This is a genomic window from Cereibacter sediminicola (genome assembly GCF_007668225.1).
GTDB classification, from domain to species: Bacteria; Pseudomonadota; Alphaproteobacteria; order Rhodobacterales; family Rhodobacteraceae; genus Cereibacter_A; species Cereibacter_A azotoformans.
This window is the reverse complement of sequence record NZ_VDEK01000014.1, coordinates 50,183-64,661: the sequence shown is the minus strand read 5'-3', so window position 1 is coordinate 64,661 and position 14,479 is coordinate 50,183. Positions and strand designations below refer to the sequence as shown.

Here is a 14,479-nt window from a genome sequence, read left to right as displayed (position 1 = left end):
GCGCTCCGGCTGCGGAACCTCGGGCGTCCTTGTCTGTTGGCCCGGCTGGACAGCCAGCCGGAGGGCCCGCATGAAGACCACGCTCACGATCAATGGCGAACGCCGCGAGGTCGAGGCCGGAGCGCGCGTGACGCTGCTCGACGCCCTGAGGCACGACCTGGGGCTGACCGGCACCAAGAAGGGCTGCGATCACGGCCAGTGCGGCGCCTGCACCGTGATCCTGAACGGTCGCAGGATCAACGCCTGCCTGACGCTGCTCTGCATGCACGAGGGCGCCGAGGTCGTCACGATCGAGGGCCTGGGCGAGCCGGACCGGCTCTCGCCCCTGCAGGCGGCCTTCCTCTCGCAGGACGGGTTCCAGTGCGGCTACTGCACGCCGGGCCAGATCTGCTCGGCAACCGCCATGCTCGAGGAGATCGAGAAGGGCTGGCCAAGCTGGGTGTCGCAGAGCCTCGAGGGCAAGGCCGCGCCGACCCGCGAGGAGATCGCCGAACGGATGAGCGGCAATCTTTGCCGCTGCGCCTGCTATCCCAATATCGTCGATGCCATCGCCATGGTGGCCGAAGCCCGGTTGGCCGAGGCGGCGCAATGAGGGATTTCGTCTATCTCCGGGCCGCGTCCTGCGAGGAAGCCACGGCCGAGGCGCAGGACCCGGCCACGGCCTTCCTGGCCGGCGGCACCAATCTGCTCGATCTGATGAAGCTGGGGATCGAGGCGCCCGCGCGGCTGGTGGATGTGAACCGGCTGGATCTGGGCACCATCCAGGAGCGCGACGGCGGGCTGCGCATCGGGGCCACCGTGCGCAACAGCGATCTGGCGGCGGATGAACGGGTGCGGCGGTCCTATCCGGTCCTGTCGCGGGCGCTGCTGGCGGGGGCGAGCGGGCAGCTTCGCAACATGGCGACCACCGCCGGCAACCTGCTGCAACGCACGCGATGCCCCTATTTCTACGACACGGCCATGGCCTGCAACAAGCGCACGCCCGGCGCGGGCTGTTCGGCCATCGGGGGCTTCACCCGCAATCACGCGATCCTCGGGGCCTCGGATGATTGCATCGCCACGCATCCGAGCGACATGGCCGTGGCCATGGCGGCGCTCGAGGCGGTGATCGAGATCGAGGCCCCGCGCGGGGGCCGCCGCCATGTACCGATCGGGCACTTCTACCGCCTGCCGGGCGAGACGCCGCAGATCGAAACCTGCCTCGATCCGGGCGATCTCATTACCGCGGTCGTCCTGCCGCCCCCGTCGGGCAAGCGGCAGATCTATCGCAAGATCCGGGACCGTGCCTCCTATGCCTTCGCGCTGGTGTCGGTCGCGGCCATCCTGCGGATGGAGGGCGGGCGGATCGCCGGGGCGCGGCTGGCCTTTGGCGGGCTTGCGCCACGGCCCTGGCGGGACCCGGATGTGGAGGCCTGCCTCGTGGGGCAGGAACCGTCGGACGACCTCTTCGACATGGCGGCCGACCGGCTTCTTCATCGTGCCGAGGGGCAGGGCGACAACGATTTCAAGATCCCATTGGCGCGGCGCACGCTTGTCTCCGTGCTGCGTGAGGCAACCGGAGGCACCGCATGACCGCCCATCTCATCTTTGACGAGCCGGATGATCGCAACCGTCTGGACAGCATGGCGCAGGACATCATCGGCCGTCCCATCGACCGCTCCGAGGGCGCGCTGAAAGTCTCCGGCCGCGCGGTCTATGCCGCCGAGCAGGCCACGAGCCTCTGGTCCGAACAGCGCACCGACTGCCTCTTCGGCATCCTGGTCCGCGCGACCGTGGCCCGGGGGCGGGTCACGTCGCTCGACACGGCCGATGCCCTGGCCGTAAGCGGCGTGCGCGAGGTGCTTCAGGACCCGCGCCTCGTCCGCCATCCCGCCCAGGGCATGGCGCGCAAGTCACCGCCGCAGGAGGTGGCCGATGTCGGCTGCTTCGGCCAGCCCATCGCCCTCGTCGTGGCCGACCGCTTCGAGGCCGCGCGCGAGGCGGCCCGCCTCGTCCGTGTGGACTATGAGACGGCCGCTGCAGACCTCGATCCCGCGTCGGCACCGTCCGATCTGCCCGAGAAGAAGCAGTCCTCTCAGGGCGATCTCGATGCGGCCATGCGCGACGCCTCCGTGTCGCTCGATGTCACCTATCGCACCCCCTCGATGGCGGCTGCGGCGATGGAGCCTCATGCCGCCCTGGCCTGGTGGGTGGGCGACCGCGTGACGCTCTGCGGCGCCTGTCAGATGGTGTCGCAGAACGCCGAGGAACTGGCGGATGCCCTCGGGATCGCGCCCGAGAAGGTGCGGGTGCTGTCGCCCTATATCGGCGGCGGCTTCGGCTCCAAGCTCGGGATCGCGCCCGAAGCGGTGGCGGCGGCCGTGGCCGCCGAGCGGCTTGGCCGGCCGGTGATGGTGCCGCTCACCCGGCAGCAGGAGTTCGAGATCGCCCACCGCAGGTCCGAAACCGAGCAGCGGGTGCGCCTTGCGCTGGACGCGAACGGGCTCTTGACGGGGATCGGGCACGAGGCGCGCGTGTCGAACCAGCCGGGAGAGACCTTCTCCGAGCCGGTGCAGCAGGCCACCCACTACACCTACCGCGGAGAGCACCGCAGCATCCGCCACGAGGTCGCGCGGGTGAACCTGACCTGTGCCGGCTCGGTCCGGGCGCCGGGCGAGGCCGTGGGTGTCACGGTGCTGGAACTCGCCATGGACGAACTTGCGGAAAAGACGGGCATCGACCCGCTCCAACTGCGGCTGAAAAACATTCCCGAGCGCGATCCCGAGAGCGGGAAGCCCTTCACGTCGCATATGCTCGCCGAGGCGCTGCGAGAGGGCGCCGAGCGATTCGGCTGGACCTCGCGCCGTCAGCGCGGCCGGCAACGCGAGGGAGAGTGGCTGATCGGCTGCGGCATGGCGGCCGCCGTGCGGGTCAACTTCCTGCACAAGGCCCGGGTCCGCGTGACGCTCGGCGCAGAGGGCGTCACGATCGAAAGCAGCATGACCGACATCGGCACAGGCACCTACACGATCCTCACTCAGATCGCGGCCGAGATGCTTGGCATCCCGCCCGAGCGCGTGACCACGCGGCTCGGGGATACGGATCTGCCGGAAGGATCGGGCTCCGGCGGGTCGATCGGCGCGGCCTCGAACGGTTCGGCCACCTATCTCGCCTGCGAGGAGATCCGCCGGCAACTGGCCAGCCGGCTGGGCTGCGCCGAGGAGGATCTCACCCTCAAGGACGGCCGCGCCACGTGCGGCAACCGCTCGCACGATCTGGCCGAGCTCGTCCGGGAGCCGCTCGTTGCGGAAGGGTTTTTCGAGCCAGGCAAGGCCATGGAGCGCGTCCGCAGCTCGACCTGGGGGGCACATTTTGCCGAAGTGGCGGTCAACGAGGTCACGGGCGAGGTGCGCGTGCGGCACATGCTCGGCGTCTTCGCCGCGGGGCGCATCCTCAATGAAAAAACCGCCCGGTCGCAGTGCATCGGGGGGATGACCTTTGGACTTGGCATGGCCCTGATGGAAGAGATGGTCCATGACGGCCGTCACGGCCATGTTGTCAGCCGCGATCTGGCGAACTACCACATCCCGACCAACGCCGATGTGCCCCGGATCGAGGTGCATTTCCTTCACGAGCGTGACGCCTACGGTGGAACGCTTCAGGCGAAGGGGATTGGCGAGCTGGGTATTTGCGGTGCAGGGGCGGCCGTGCTCAACGCAATCCATGACGCCTGCGGCGTGCGGATCCGCGAGCTTCCCGCCACGCCGGACAAGATCCTCGCCGGTCTGTGCGGGATGCAGGGCTGAGCCTGCCCTGCTCGTGGTACCTCGGCTCATGACGGGGGGAGAGGCGCCAGCCTCGTCCCGCACACCCACTCAGCGGGGCGCCGGGTGACCCTGCCGTGCCCTGGCTCGGAGGCTGAACAGCGCAGAGAGGGGCGCCCGGCCCCAGCAGGCTCAGACCGTTGCACGCTTCTCGGCCATCTGCAACAGGCGGTTAGAGATCTCGGGCCAGCCTCAACGCGTCGTAGATCGCGGCATGGGTGTTGCGGGCTGACACCGCATCGCCGATCCGAAACAACCGGAAACGCCCCGCCGGATTGCGGCTGACGCCCTGAGGACGGGAGGTGGCGAGGGCCTCGTAATCCACCTCGCCGAGGTTGGACGACAGCGGCTTCAGCTCGAAATACAGCTCGTCCAGCGGGCGTGTCCCGTGGTTCACGACGACCTGATCGACCAGCCGCTCGCGGCGGACCCCGCCATAGTCGCTGCCGAGCACCGCCCGCAGCCGGTTGCCCTCCCGGTGCACCTCGATCAGGCGCCAGGTGACGGTGAAGGTTACATCGCGGGTCTGGAGCCTGCGGACGTAGGGCACGAGGTTCATGGCCATCACTTCGGGCGCGAAGCTGCGGTCGGGTGTGACGATCTCGACCGCGCTTCCGGTCCCGGCGATGACATCGGCGGCCTGCAGGCCCGCATGGTCGCCCGCATCGTCGAAGATCAGGACCTGCGCCCCCGGCTTCACATCGCCCGAAAGAATGTCCCAGGCCGAGCAGACCAGATCATTGCCGTGCGACAGAACCTCGGTGTGGGGCAGCCCGCCCGTGGCCACGATGACCTCTTCCGGGTCGGTCGCCAATATAGATGCCCCGTCGGCAACAGTGCTGAAATGGAATTGCACACCGCGCTTTCCGCACTGCTCCATGCGCCAGTCGATGATGGACATCATCTCGCGCCGCCGGTCCTGCAGGGCAGTGAGGCGCACCTGACCGCCCGGTTCGGGTGCCGCCTCGAACACGGTCACCTCATGGCCCCGTTCGGCCGCCACGCGCGCGGCCTCCAGCCCGGCAGGGCCGGCCCCGATGATGGTGATACGCTTTTTCAGCGGCGCCTTCCCGACCTCGTGCGGCTGCTCGATCTCGCGCCCGGTCGAAGGGTTGTGCAGGCAGAGCGCCATGCCGCCCTGGTAGATCCGGTCGAGGCAGTAGTTGGCGCCGACGCAGGGCCGGATGTCCGCCTCGCGGCCCTCGATGATCTTGCGTACCAGATGCGGATCAGCCAGATGCGCGCGCGTCATCCCCACCATGTCAAGCTTGCCGCTGGCAATGGCGTGCCGTGCGGTGGCCACGTCGGGTATCCGGGCGGCATGGAATGTAGGGAAATTCGTGGCCGCCCGGATCTCACCGGCGAAGTCGAGGTGCGGCGCGCTGCGCATCCCCTGGATCGGGATCAGGTCGGTGAGACCGGGATCGGTGTCGATATGCCCCCTGACGACGTTGAGGAAATCCACAAGGCCGCTGTCCTTCAGCTTGCGCGAGACCTCGAGCCCCTCGGCCGCCCGCATCCCGCCGGGCAGATCCTGATCGCCGGTGTAGCGCACGCCCACGATGAAGTCCGGGCCCACCCGCTCGCGGATCGCCCGAAGCACCTCGAAGGTGAAGCGGAGGCGGTTGTCGAGGCTGCCGCCCCAGGGCTCTTCCAGATCGTTGGTCAAGGGCGACCAGAACTGCTCGAGCAGGTGACCGTAGGCCTCGAGCTCGATTCCATCCAGGCCGGCCTCCTTCATCCGCTCGGCGGCATCGGCGAAATCCCTGATGATGCGGGCAATGTCCCACTCCTCGATCCGCTTGGGGAAGGCGCGGTGGGCGGCCTCGCGTTCATGGCTCGGCGCCACCACGGGCAGCCAGTCGCCCTTGTCCCAGCGCGTCCTTCGCCCGAGGTGGGTGAGCTGGATCATCACCGCCGCGCCGTGGTCGTGGCATTCGTCGGAAAGCCTTTTCATCCAGCCCACGACCTCGTCCTTCCAGGCGAGGATGTTGTTGAAGACGGGCGGGCTGTCCCGCGACACGCTGGCCGAACCCGCCGTCATGGTCAGCGCCACGCCCGCCTTGGCCCGTTCGACGTGATAGGCGCGGTAACGGTCCTTGGGCATACCATCCTCGGGATAGGCGGGCTCGTGGCTGGTGATGAGGATGCGGTTGCGAAGGACAAGATGCTTGAGCCGGTAGGGCTGGAGGAGTGGGTCGTTCGACATGGGAAGCTCCGTGCGGGTCCGGGCATCATCGGCAGCCATGTGCAGCAATGTCAAGAGAATGTGCGATATGGAACAGGGTGGCGCGCGGCGCTGCGGGACGGACGCGGCCCGCAGGGCTGGCCCGAGTGATTCGCGCCCGTGCCTGCCGCCTGCCTGCGCGAGCGGCAAGTGATTTCCCCGGATGCGAACACTCCACCTAAGGGAGAGCGTGATGGGGCGGGCAGGGCACAATGAACTCCCCTGGGTTGTGCCATGTCACTAGCAGCTTGCATGGCTGGATCTAATAGGCATCCTTGAGCAGATCTTTTTTCTTCTTATTGGCGGGCGCTCGCTGCCGAGGCGATCCTGCACCGAATAGTTCAAGGACGGTCTGCATGAGCATTCGCAGCACACTGCTGGTCTCAACGCACAACATGGATGCACGGCCCTGGAGCGGCGTCCTCTGGGAGTGGTCGGACGTCGTCTCGCGGCTCGAGGGGGCTCGGGTTCTGGCGCCGCGGGACCGGCTCTACCGGCCCGGCGCGGGCCCGTTGCGGCTGTCCCTGCGCGACCGGCTCGCGCTGAAATACCGGACGTTCCGCCAGGGCTACATCCCGAGGATGGAGCCCACGGTTCTCGATCAGGATTTCGATCTCACCCTCTACACCTGCCAGTTCGTCTATGAGATCGAAGAGCTGGACCAGATCCGCCGCTGGCGGGAGCGGTCGGGGATCGCGGCGATCTTCCTGCTGGAGAGCTGGTCCTCGACCTTCGAGCGGTGGAAGGACAAGCTGCGGCTTCTCGATCGGTTCGATCATGTCTTCGTGCTGAACGGCTCCAGCATGGAGGCCCTGGCCCGCTACACGAGCGCGCCGATCACCCAGCTTTCGACCGCGACCGACACGATGCTGACCGCCCCGTTCCCGCATCTGCCCAAGCGTGGGATCGACGTCACGGTGATCGGGCGGCGGGACGGGACGGTGCACGAGCGGCTGCTCGACCTCGCGGCGGAACGCGACCTCGTCTATGTCTATGACGTGTGGAAGGGCCAGGAGATGCGCGATGGCTGGGCCCCGGTCCGCCGGTACAACGCCGATCTGATCCGCCACAGCCATTGCTTCCTCGCCTGGGATCCGGGCGATCCGTCGGCCGTGCGCGAACTTGCGGACGGGGACAGGGCCCTCTCCACGCGCTATTTCGAGGGCGCCGCGGGCGGTGCGCTGGTTCTGGGCAGCGCGCCCGACTGCCCGGAATATCACGATGCCTTCGACTGGCCCGACGCGCTGATCCCTCTCGACCGCGACATTGGCGAGGTTCTGGCCGAGCTTGAGGACAATCCCGCGCGGGTCGAGCGCATCCGGCGGACGAACATTGCCCAGTCGCTGCGTCGCCACGACTGGGCGCACCGCTGGAAGAGGGTGCTGGACACGCTCGGCCTTGCGGCCACGCCCGAGCATGAGCGGCGTCTTCAGCAGCTCAACGAGATGGCCGCCCATATCGAGCGCGCCGAGCCGGTGGTCCGGGTGCGGCCGACGGTGCTGACCTCGGCCGGCTGACCGGGCCTCGCGTTCACCGCCTGTCGGGGGCGAGGCGCCAGCTTCGCCCCGGGCGCAGCACCTCGCGGCCGGGGCGTCCGTCCTGTGGAAGATCCGCCAGCGTGGCGTGCACATCCCGGATCACCTCGTTGCGCAGGCGGAAATACTGGTGGCGGCCATGCAGCGGCTCGGTCTCGGCGACCTGGCGGCAGTCGATGGCAAAGACGCGCTCGCTCAGGCGGTCCAGGTTCTGCGGCCCGTCCGACCCAAGCCGGTCGGGCATCCCCTTCGTGCGGTCCGAGATGGTCAGCGCCACGTCATTCGCGGCGTGATAGACGAAGATCCGGTTGGCCAGCTCGTCCAGCGGCTGCAGCTTCAGCGGTACATGAAGGGCGTCGTTGTCCTCGTCGGCCGCCATGAGGAACACACAGTCCACGACCCGCGTGACCCGGCCGCCGTTCAGCTCCGAGAACTTGCGCAGCGCGTGCCGCAGGGCCCAGGCTCCCATCGAATGGGCAAGGACATGCAGCCTGCGGGTGCATTGCCGAAGCGCCGCCTTGGCGGGCACCTGCCCGTCGCGGCGGGCGGCGAGAACGACGCGCTGATCCTCCTGGCGGAGCCGGGTGAGGAACTCCACCAGCCGCATCAGCGCCCGCCCCATGGCCAGCCCCGAGGCTTCGGCATCCTCCCGGTCCGAGAAATAGTCCCACGCAGGCTGCACCCGCCCGTTCGATGGCCAGGAGAAGAGGACGACCGTCACCTGCTGGCCCGCCGAGGAATAGAGATGTTCGAGCGAGGCCGCGCGACGGACCGAGTCCTCGAACGTGTTCGCAAAGCCGTGGATATAGATGATGATGTCGCGGTCTTCGTCCTTCAGCGCGACGCGCAGTTCCTCGAAGAGGCGCGTGGAGCCGAGCTTTTCCTTGCCCGCACGGCTGTCGAGGGTCTCCGCATAGAGCTTCGTCGCGCCGACCCGCCAGTTGTCATCGTCCTTCGGGTTGCCGCCGGCAAGCGAGACTTCGGCGGCGCCGACGCGAAAGAGCTGGGGGCCCCCGGCGTTGAACCGCTCGCCCAGCAGCCGGCCCGTGGCCGAGCTTTCGTGCAGGACGTTCCTGTTGCTGGCAAAATGGATGACTGGCATCGGCACTCGCACTCCCTGAACCGCGGGCCAGTTCAGAGGGGCCGTCCGGCCTCTGCCGGGGCCAAGGCCCGTGGCTTCCGGCCCGGGCATGATAACAGCGCCCGGGCCGTGGCTCAAAGTGCACGAAAGGGGGTAGCCGCCCTCAGGGCCCGGTGTGCAGCCACGAGCGGACACGGCGGCCCGAGTGGCTGCCGGACGCTGTGGGCTGCGGCCGTGCCTCGTGCCCGAGGTTCGCGCCGACCGAGGCCCCTTCTTCGGGGGCCTTGGGCAGATTGTCCTGATGCGGGTCTGTCCAGGCCGCATCGCGTGTCGTGCCGCGCAGCTCCAGCGGCACCGGCCCCTCGCCGCCGCGTCTCCATTCCAGGGCGCGTTCGTCGATGTCGACGGCCCCCTCCTCCTCAAGCAGCGCCACGGCGGTTTCGTGCAGGTCGTGCGGCAGGTCGCGGATGCAGACGAGCGTGCCGCCCCGCGCGATGCCTTCGGAATAGGTCTCCCGCTCGGGGGCCGGAAGCACGTAATCGAGGGCCAGGTCGCCGAGGCTGCGGCCGCCTTCCTGCGGACCCTCCTCGTCGAGATGGCCCGACGCCAGCTCTACCCGGCCCGCGGGAACACCGGCCGCGACAAGCCGGTCGGAAGCGCGCCGCGCGTCGTCGCGCCGGTCGAAGAAGGCGGTGATGGTCAGGATCTCGTTCATCGGATGGCTCCTCCTTTGCGCGGAAACCGGGGAGGATGCAGTTTCGTTCCGGCCAAGGGCGCCGGATCGGCCGGTTCCGCCCGCTGTCTCATGCAGGCCCGCAGATCCCCGCCCGTCAGGGGCGCTGTCGCCGCGCGGGGCGGAGGGCGCGCATCATCAGCGACAGAAGCAACAGGAAGGCGCCCATGGCGAACAGCGCCAGCCCCAGCGCCGCGTTGCCCTGCGCCTCGTGCAGCCCCAACTGCCAGAGCAGGACGCAGAGGGGCAGGCCGGACAGAAGTCCGCGGCGGGCGATGCGGCAGGCAGGGCAGGACATGCCGGTTCCTTTCTCGTCGTTCCGGCCCTTGCGTGCAGGAATCGTGCCGAGGATCGACGGCGGCCGGTCGTTGCCCGTCCGCGGCTCAGGCAGGGTCCTCATAGCGGTGCACTTCGCCCTGGGGGTCGCGGACCTGCCAGCGTCCGGGGCCGTCGGCGACGACGTGGTCGGGCGTGATCGGCACCTTGCCAAAGCCTCCGGGGATGTCGAGCACATAGGTCGGCAGGCCGATCCCGGTGATCCTGCGGCGCAGCTCGGCCATGATCGCGCGCCCCTGTGCGATCGAGGTGCGGAAGTGGCCGGCCCCGCGGGCAAGGTCGCAATGATGCAGGTAGTAGGGCTTGATCCGAAGCCGGAGGAGCGCGCGGAACAGCGCCTCGAGCGTGTCCGCGTCGTCATTCACCCCGCGCAGAAGAACCGACTGCGACAGCAGCGGCACCCCGCGATCGGCAAGCCGCCCCAGCGCCGCGCGTGCGTCGAGCCGCAGTTCGGCCGCGTGGTTGACATGAACCACGATCCAGACCGGAACCGGCCCCAGCAGGGCGCGGATCATGTCCTCGTCCACCCGTTGCGGGGCCACGACCGGCACTCGGCTGTGGATGCGCACCTGATCGAGGTGGGCGATCTGCCCGAGCCGCTCGATGATCCCGCGCAGCCGCCTCGGCGAGAGGGTGAGCGGATCGCCCCCTGTCAGGATCACTTCCCGAACGCCCGGCGTGGCCTCGACATAATCGAGCGCGGCGGTCAGGTCCGCGTCCGACAGGAGGCCCTCGCTGCCCACGACCTCGCGGCGGAAGCAGAAGCGGCAATAGACATCGCAGGTTCGCGTGACATGCAGGATCACGCGGTCCGCATACCGATGGGTAAGGCCCGGCACCGGGCTTCGCGCCTGGTCGCCGATCGGATCGGCAAGCTCTTCCGGGCGGATCTCCAGCTCGTCCACCGCGGGCACGAACTGGCGCGCGACGGCAGGATCCGCGGCGGCGGCGGTCATTTCGGACGTGATGCGGATGCGGAAGGCGCGCGCCACCTCGGCCAGCCGCTCCTCGGCCGGATCGACAAGCCCCGCGGTGGCGAGGTCATCCAGACTGTCCAGCGCGCGGTCGATCAACAGAGCCTCCCTTCAGGAAAGGGCGCCTTATCGTCGCACCCGCCGCCGGGCGCAAGACGCAATCCCGAGGGGAGGCGGCAGGATGGATTCCGATCGGAATGAGCGGTCACGCCTGCAGCAGACCCTCCACCCAGCGCGGCACCGTCTCGCTTGCGGGACCATAGAGGCCGCGGTCGAAGAGATCCTTGCGGCTGCCGGGCTCGAGATTGATCTCGATGGTCGCAATGCCGCGCGCGGCCGCTTCCTCGACAAAGCCTGCCGCCGGATAGACCTCGCCCGAACTGCCGATGACGGCAAAGAGCGTGGCGCGCGACAGCCGCTCGAGGATCTCGTCCATGCGGTAGGGGATCTCGCCGAACCAGACGATGTCGGGCCGCGTCGCGGACCGGGCGCAGGCGGGGCAGGGGTCGTCGGGCGCCATCCGCTCGGGCGCGCGCCAGCGGTGGCCGCAGGCCGCGCAGAGCGCGCCCAGCAGTTCGCCGTGCATGTGGATCACCTCGGGCGAGCCTGCGCGCTCGTGCAGGTCATCGACATTCTGCGTGACCAGCGTCACGCCGCCCGGCCGCTGGCGCTGCAGCCGGGCCAGGGCCTCGTGGGCGGCATTCGGCGCGGCCTCGAGGCAGTTGCGCCGACGCATGTTGTAGAAATCATGCACGAGCGCGGGATCGGCGCGGAACCCTTCGGGCGTGGCGACCCGGCGGAGATCGTAGCGCGTCCAGAGCCCGTCCTTGTCGCGGAAGGTGCCGAGCCCGCTTTCCGCCGATATGCCGGCCCCGGTGAGAATGAAGATCGAGTCCATGATGCAAGGCTAGCAGCGCCTCGTCCCCCGTGCCAGCCTGCGCCGGGCCCGTTCCGGCGGTCACGAGGCCGCGGCGATGCGCACCACGTTTCCGGCCGGCAGATCGACCGTGACATGGCCGCGGATCGGAAAGGTGAGGACGAAGCGGGTGCCCTCTCCGTCCCGACGCTCGAGCGTGGCATCGGCCTGCCCCACCAGCGCCTCGACAATCCCGAGGCCCGAGTGGCGCCCGCCCTCGACGCGGGGGATCCCGACGCCGTCGTCCGAGATCGAAAGCTGCGCGCATTCGGGATTGACGCGGTGCAGGCCCACACGGATGTGGCCGGCTCGGCCGTCGGGATGGGCATGTTTCACGGCGTTCGTCAGCAGTTCGGTGGCCGCCAGCGCCAGCGGAACGGCACTGTCCGGCCCGATGCGGATGCCCGTCTCGACGTCGCTCTCGACCGTGAGCGACCGTTCCGGCGGGATCAGCGCCTCGCTCGAGCTCAGCCGATTGATGAGGCGCCCGAAGTCGAGATCATAGCGATCGCCCGCGGCGAAGAGCATGGAATGGACCTCGGCGATGGCCATGATCCTCCCCCTCAGCTCGGCCGGCTCTATCCGGCCGCGCGTTCGGATCTGCCGGTCGATCAGCGCCAGAACCAGCGCGAGGTTGTTCTTCACCCGGTGGCTCAACTCCTGCATCAGGCGGGCGCGCTGCTCGGCCACCTTCTGCGTCGCCTCGAGCTTCTGCCGCGTCTCGAGCGCCTCGACATTCAGTTCCATCGCGCGTCGGATCCGCCCCGCCAGAACATAGATGAAGAGCGCGAGCAGCCCGAGGAACATCCAGATCGGCCCGACGCGCCACAGCCAGCCGGCGCGCACGGCCGAGACGGGCATTCCGTAATTGGCCATCAGCGGCAGGTCGGACAGGCGGGTGAAGGCATAGAGCCTGTCCACCCCGTCGGACACGGCCACGGCCCGGTAGCTGCCCGAAAGCTGGCCCTGCATCTCCTGCATCGCCTGCATGGCCGGAGCGGCGGGATCGAGCATCATCGGCCGCGAGACGTTCCGGCGCAGCAGGAGATACCCGTCCTCCCGCAGGAGCGAGGCGGCCTCATCGGGCTGCGGCGCGACCTGCTGCAGGAAGGACCGGATCGAACCCAGTGCCACCATCGAGACGAAGATGCCGTCCACGCCCGACGCCGAGAAGTCACTGGCGACGAAGAGCCGGTCCGACACGGCATCCGCCATGTCGGTTCGGCCGATATAGACCTTCGTCCCCTGCGCGCGGGCGGCGCGGTAATCCTCGATCGGGAACAGGTAGTCCTGCGGATAGAGCGGGCCGGCCGCCTGGATCCTGCCTTCCGCATCGAGGATGGCGAGGCCGCCGGACGAGGATTGCAGCGTCTCGATGTCCGCAAGGAAACGGCCGAACTCTTCGAAGTCGGGCGCCTCGCCCGGCTGGCCCAGAAGGTCGCGCAGGACGGCCTGTTGCAGGATCAACTGCGTCTGGATCAGCCGCTCGGTGTAAAGCGAGATGAGGCGGGACTTCGCGACACCCTGATCCTCGAGAGTGGCGATTTCCTCACGCCACGACCACACGCCCCACACGGCCATGCCGCAGACGGCAAGGACGCAGGCCCCCAGCCTCAGCGCCGCGAAATGTGCCGATCTCATGAACTTGCCTGTCGGTGGGTCGTGGCGAACATGTCCGAACCCTACGCCGCATGTGCTCCGGGCTCAAGCGGCGGTGTCGTGGCGCGGGGGCATCCAAAAGACCGTCCCTCAGGCCGAGAGCACACGCCGGAAGCGCCGCAGGACCAGCGTCAGCGCCACCGCCGACATGGCCGCCATGGCCGCCATCTCGCCCGTGACAAGCTCGGCCCCCGCGCCTCGGTAGAGCACCGACTGGGCGAACGAGACGAAATGCGGCGAGGGGCTGATGAGGCGCATGGTGACCTGCAGCCAGCCCGGCATGGATTCCAGCGGCGTGATCCCACCCGAAAGCTGGAACATCACGATGATGACGGGCAGCACCAGAAGCCCGAACTGCCCCATGTTGTGCGTGAACGAGGCAAGCAGCAGCCCGAGGCTGGCCACCGCCACCACATAGAGCGCGGCCCCCGCCGCATAGAGCAGCAGGGACCCCTCGATCGGCACGCCCATCGCCCCCTTGATCACGAAGACCAGACTGAGGACCGAGGCCACGAGGATCACGGCGGTCGTCGCCAGCACCTTCGAGAAGACGATCTCGTGAGGATGGACCGGCATCACCAGCACATGCTCGATCGTGCCATGTTCGCGCTCGCGGATCATGGACGAGCCGGCCAGGATCAGCGTGAGAATGGTGACCGAGTTCATCAGCTGCATGACGGCGGTGAACCATGTGCCGTCGAGGTTCTCATTGAAGCGGTTGCGGATCGCGACCGAGACGAGGGCCGAAGCGGGCTCTCCGGGGCGAAGGTAGGCCTCGATCTCGTCCAGCAGCAGCCGGTTGAGGAAGCTTGCGCCGTTGCCGGCCTGCGACACGGCCGTGGCGTCGATCAGGATCATCAGGCTGGCCCCGTCGCCGCGTCGCAGATGCCGCTCGAAGCCGGGCGGGATCGAGACCACGAGCACCGTGCGGCCCGCATTCTGCGCCGCCTCGGCCTCGGCCGCCGACAGAAGCCGGGGCGGGGTGAAGAGCGGCTCGCGGATCGCGCCGACCAGCCGGCCGGACAGCTGGCTGCGGTCTTCGTCCACCACCGCGACCGAGAGATTGCGGATGTCGGTGTTGGCCGCATCCGACACGAGCCAGGTGGCGATGGTGAAGACATAGACCATCAGCAGGATCATCACCCGGTCGCCGCGGATGGCGCGCAGCTCCTTGACCGTCAGCCGCAGGATGTTGCGGAGGCTCTGAAGGGCCAT

At 68.7% G+C, this 14,479-nt stretch carries 12 protein-coding genes; 4 read left to right on the top strand and 8 right to left on the bottom strand.

The window, feature by feature from the left end; translation table 11 throughout:
- Positions 1-70 precede the first annotated feature (70 nt).
- From FG154_RS11335 to FG154_RS11325, 3 genes are read left to right on the top strand one after another with little or no spacing between them, the layout of a single operon-like run.
- On the top strand, positions 71-592 hold the full coding sequence (locus tag FG154_RS11335; RefSeq protein ID WP_145107730.1) for a 2Fe-2S iron-sulfur cluster-binding protein: 522 nt from the start codon (positions 71-73) through the stop codon (positions 590-592).
- Positions 589-1,572 carry an FAD binding domain-containing protein gene (locus tag FG154_RS11330; protein ID WP_145107728.1) on the top strand — a complete coding sequence of 328 codons (984 nt, stop codon included), beginning with the start codon at positions 589-591 and terminating at the stop codon, positions 1,570-1,572. The genes FG154_RS11335 and FG154_RS11330 overlap by 4 nt, the downstream gene beginning before the upstream one ends.
- Positions 1,569-3,785 carry a xanthine dehydrogenase family protein molybdopterin-binding subunit gene (locus tag FG154_RS11325; protein WP_145107725.1) on the top strand — a complete coding sequence of 739 codons (2,217 nt, stop codon included), beginning with the start codon at positions 1,569-1,571 and terminating at the stop codon, positions 3,783-3,785. The genes FG154_RS11330 and FG154_RS11325 overlap by 4 nt, the downstream gene beginning before the upstream one ends.
- Before the next feature lie 190 nt (positions 3,786-3,975).
- On the opposite strand, the gene hpbA is transcribed toward FG154_RS11325, so the two are convergent.
- On the bottom strand, positions 3,976-6,012 hold the full coding sequence (gene hpbA, locus FG154_RS11320; RefSeq protein WP_145107723.1) for an N-methyl-L-proline N-demethylase HpbA: 2,037 nt from the start codon (positions 6,010-6,012) through the stop codon (positions 3,976-3,978).
- Positions 6,013-6,386: 374 nt separating this feature from the next.
- Between hpbA and FG154_RS11315 the strand changes: the two genes are divergently transcribed.
- Positions 6,387-7,547, top strand: a complete 1,161-nt coding sequence (locus FG154_RS11315; RefSeq protein ID WP_145107721.1) for a glycosyltransferase family protein — start codon at positions 6,387-6,389, stop codon at positions 7,545-7,547.
- Positions 7,548-7,560: 13 nt separating this feature from the next.
- Here the strand turns inward: FG154_RS11315 and FG154_RS11310 are convergent, their stop codons facing one another.
- The 7 genes from FG154_RS11310 to FG154_RS11280 form a co-directional block, all read right to left on the bottom strand.
- Complete coding sequence (locus FG154_RS11310; RefSeq protein ID WP_145107718.1) at positions 7,561-8,667, bottom strand: alpha/beta hydrolase; 1,107 nt, start codon at positions 8,665-8,667, stop codon at positions 7,561-7,563.
- Positions 8,668-8,809: 142 nt separating this feature from the next.
- Positions 8,810-9,361, bottom strand: coding sequence for a hypothetical protein (locus FG154_RS11305; protein WP_145107716.1), 552 nt, complete (start codon positions 9,359-9,361; stop codon positions 8,810-8,812).
- Positions 9,362-9,476: 115 nt separating this feature from the next.
- Positions 9,477-9,779, bottom strand: coding sequence for a hypothetical protein (locus tag FG154_RS11300; protein ID WP_246100230.1), 303 nt, complete (start codon positions 9,777-9,779; stop codon positions 9,477-9,479).
- Positions 9,763-10,785: a lysine-2,3-aminomutase-like protein gene (locus FG154_RS11295; RefSeq protein WP_145107803.1), complete on the bottom strand. Its 1,023-nt coding sequence runs from the start codon at positions 10,783-10,785 to the stop codon at positions 9,763-9,765. Before FG154_RS11295 ends, FG154_RS11300 begins: the two co-directional genes overlap by 17 nt.
- Positions 10,786-10,894: 109 nt before the next feature.
- Positions 10,895-11,587, bottom strand: coding sequence for an NAD-dependent deacylase (locus tag FG154_RS11290; RefSeq protein ID WP_145107714.1), 693 nt, complete (start codon positions 11,585-11,587; stop codon positions 10,895-10,897).
- Positions 11,588-11,647: 60 nt separating this feature from the next.
- On the bottom strand, positions 11,648-13,246 hold the full coding sequence (locus FG154_RS11285; protein ID WP_145107711.1) for a sensor histidine kinase: 1,599 nt from the start codon (positions 13,244-13,246) through the stop codon (positions 11,648-11,650).
- A gap of 108 nt (positions 13,247-13,354) precedes the next feature.
- Positions 13,355-14,479: an ABC transporter permease gene (locus FG154_RS11280; RefSeq protein ID WP_145107709.1), complete on the bottom strand. Its 1,125-nt coding sequence runs from the start codon at positions 14,477-14,479 to the stop codon at positions 13,355-13,357.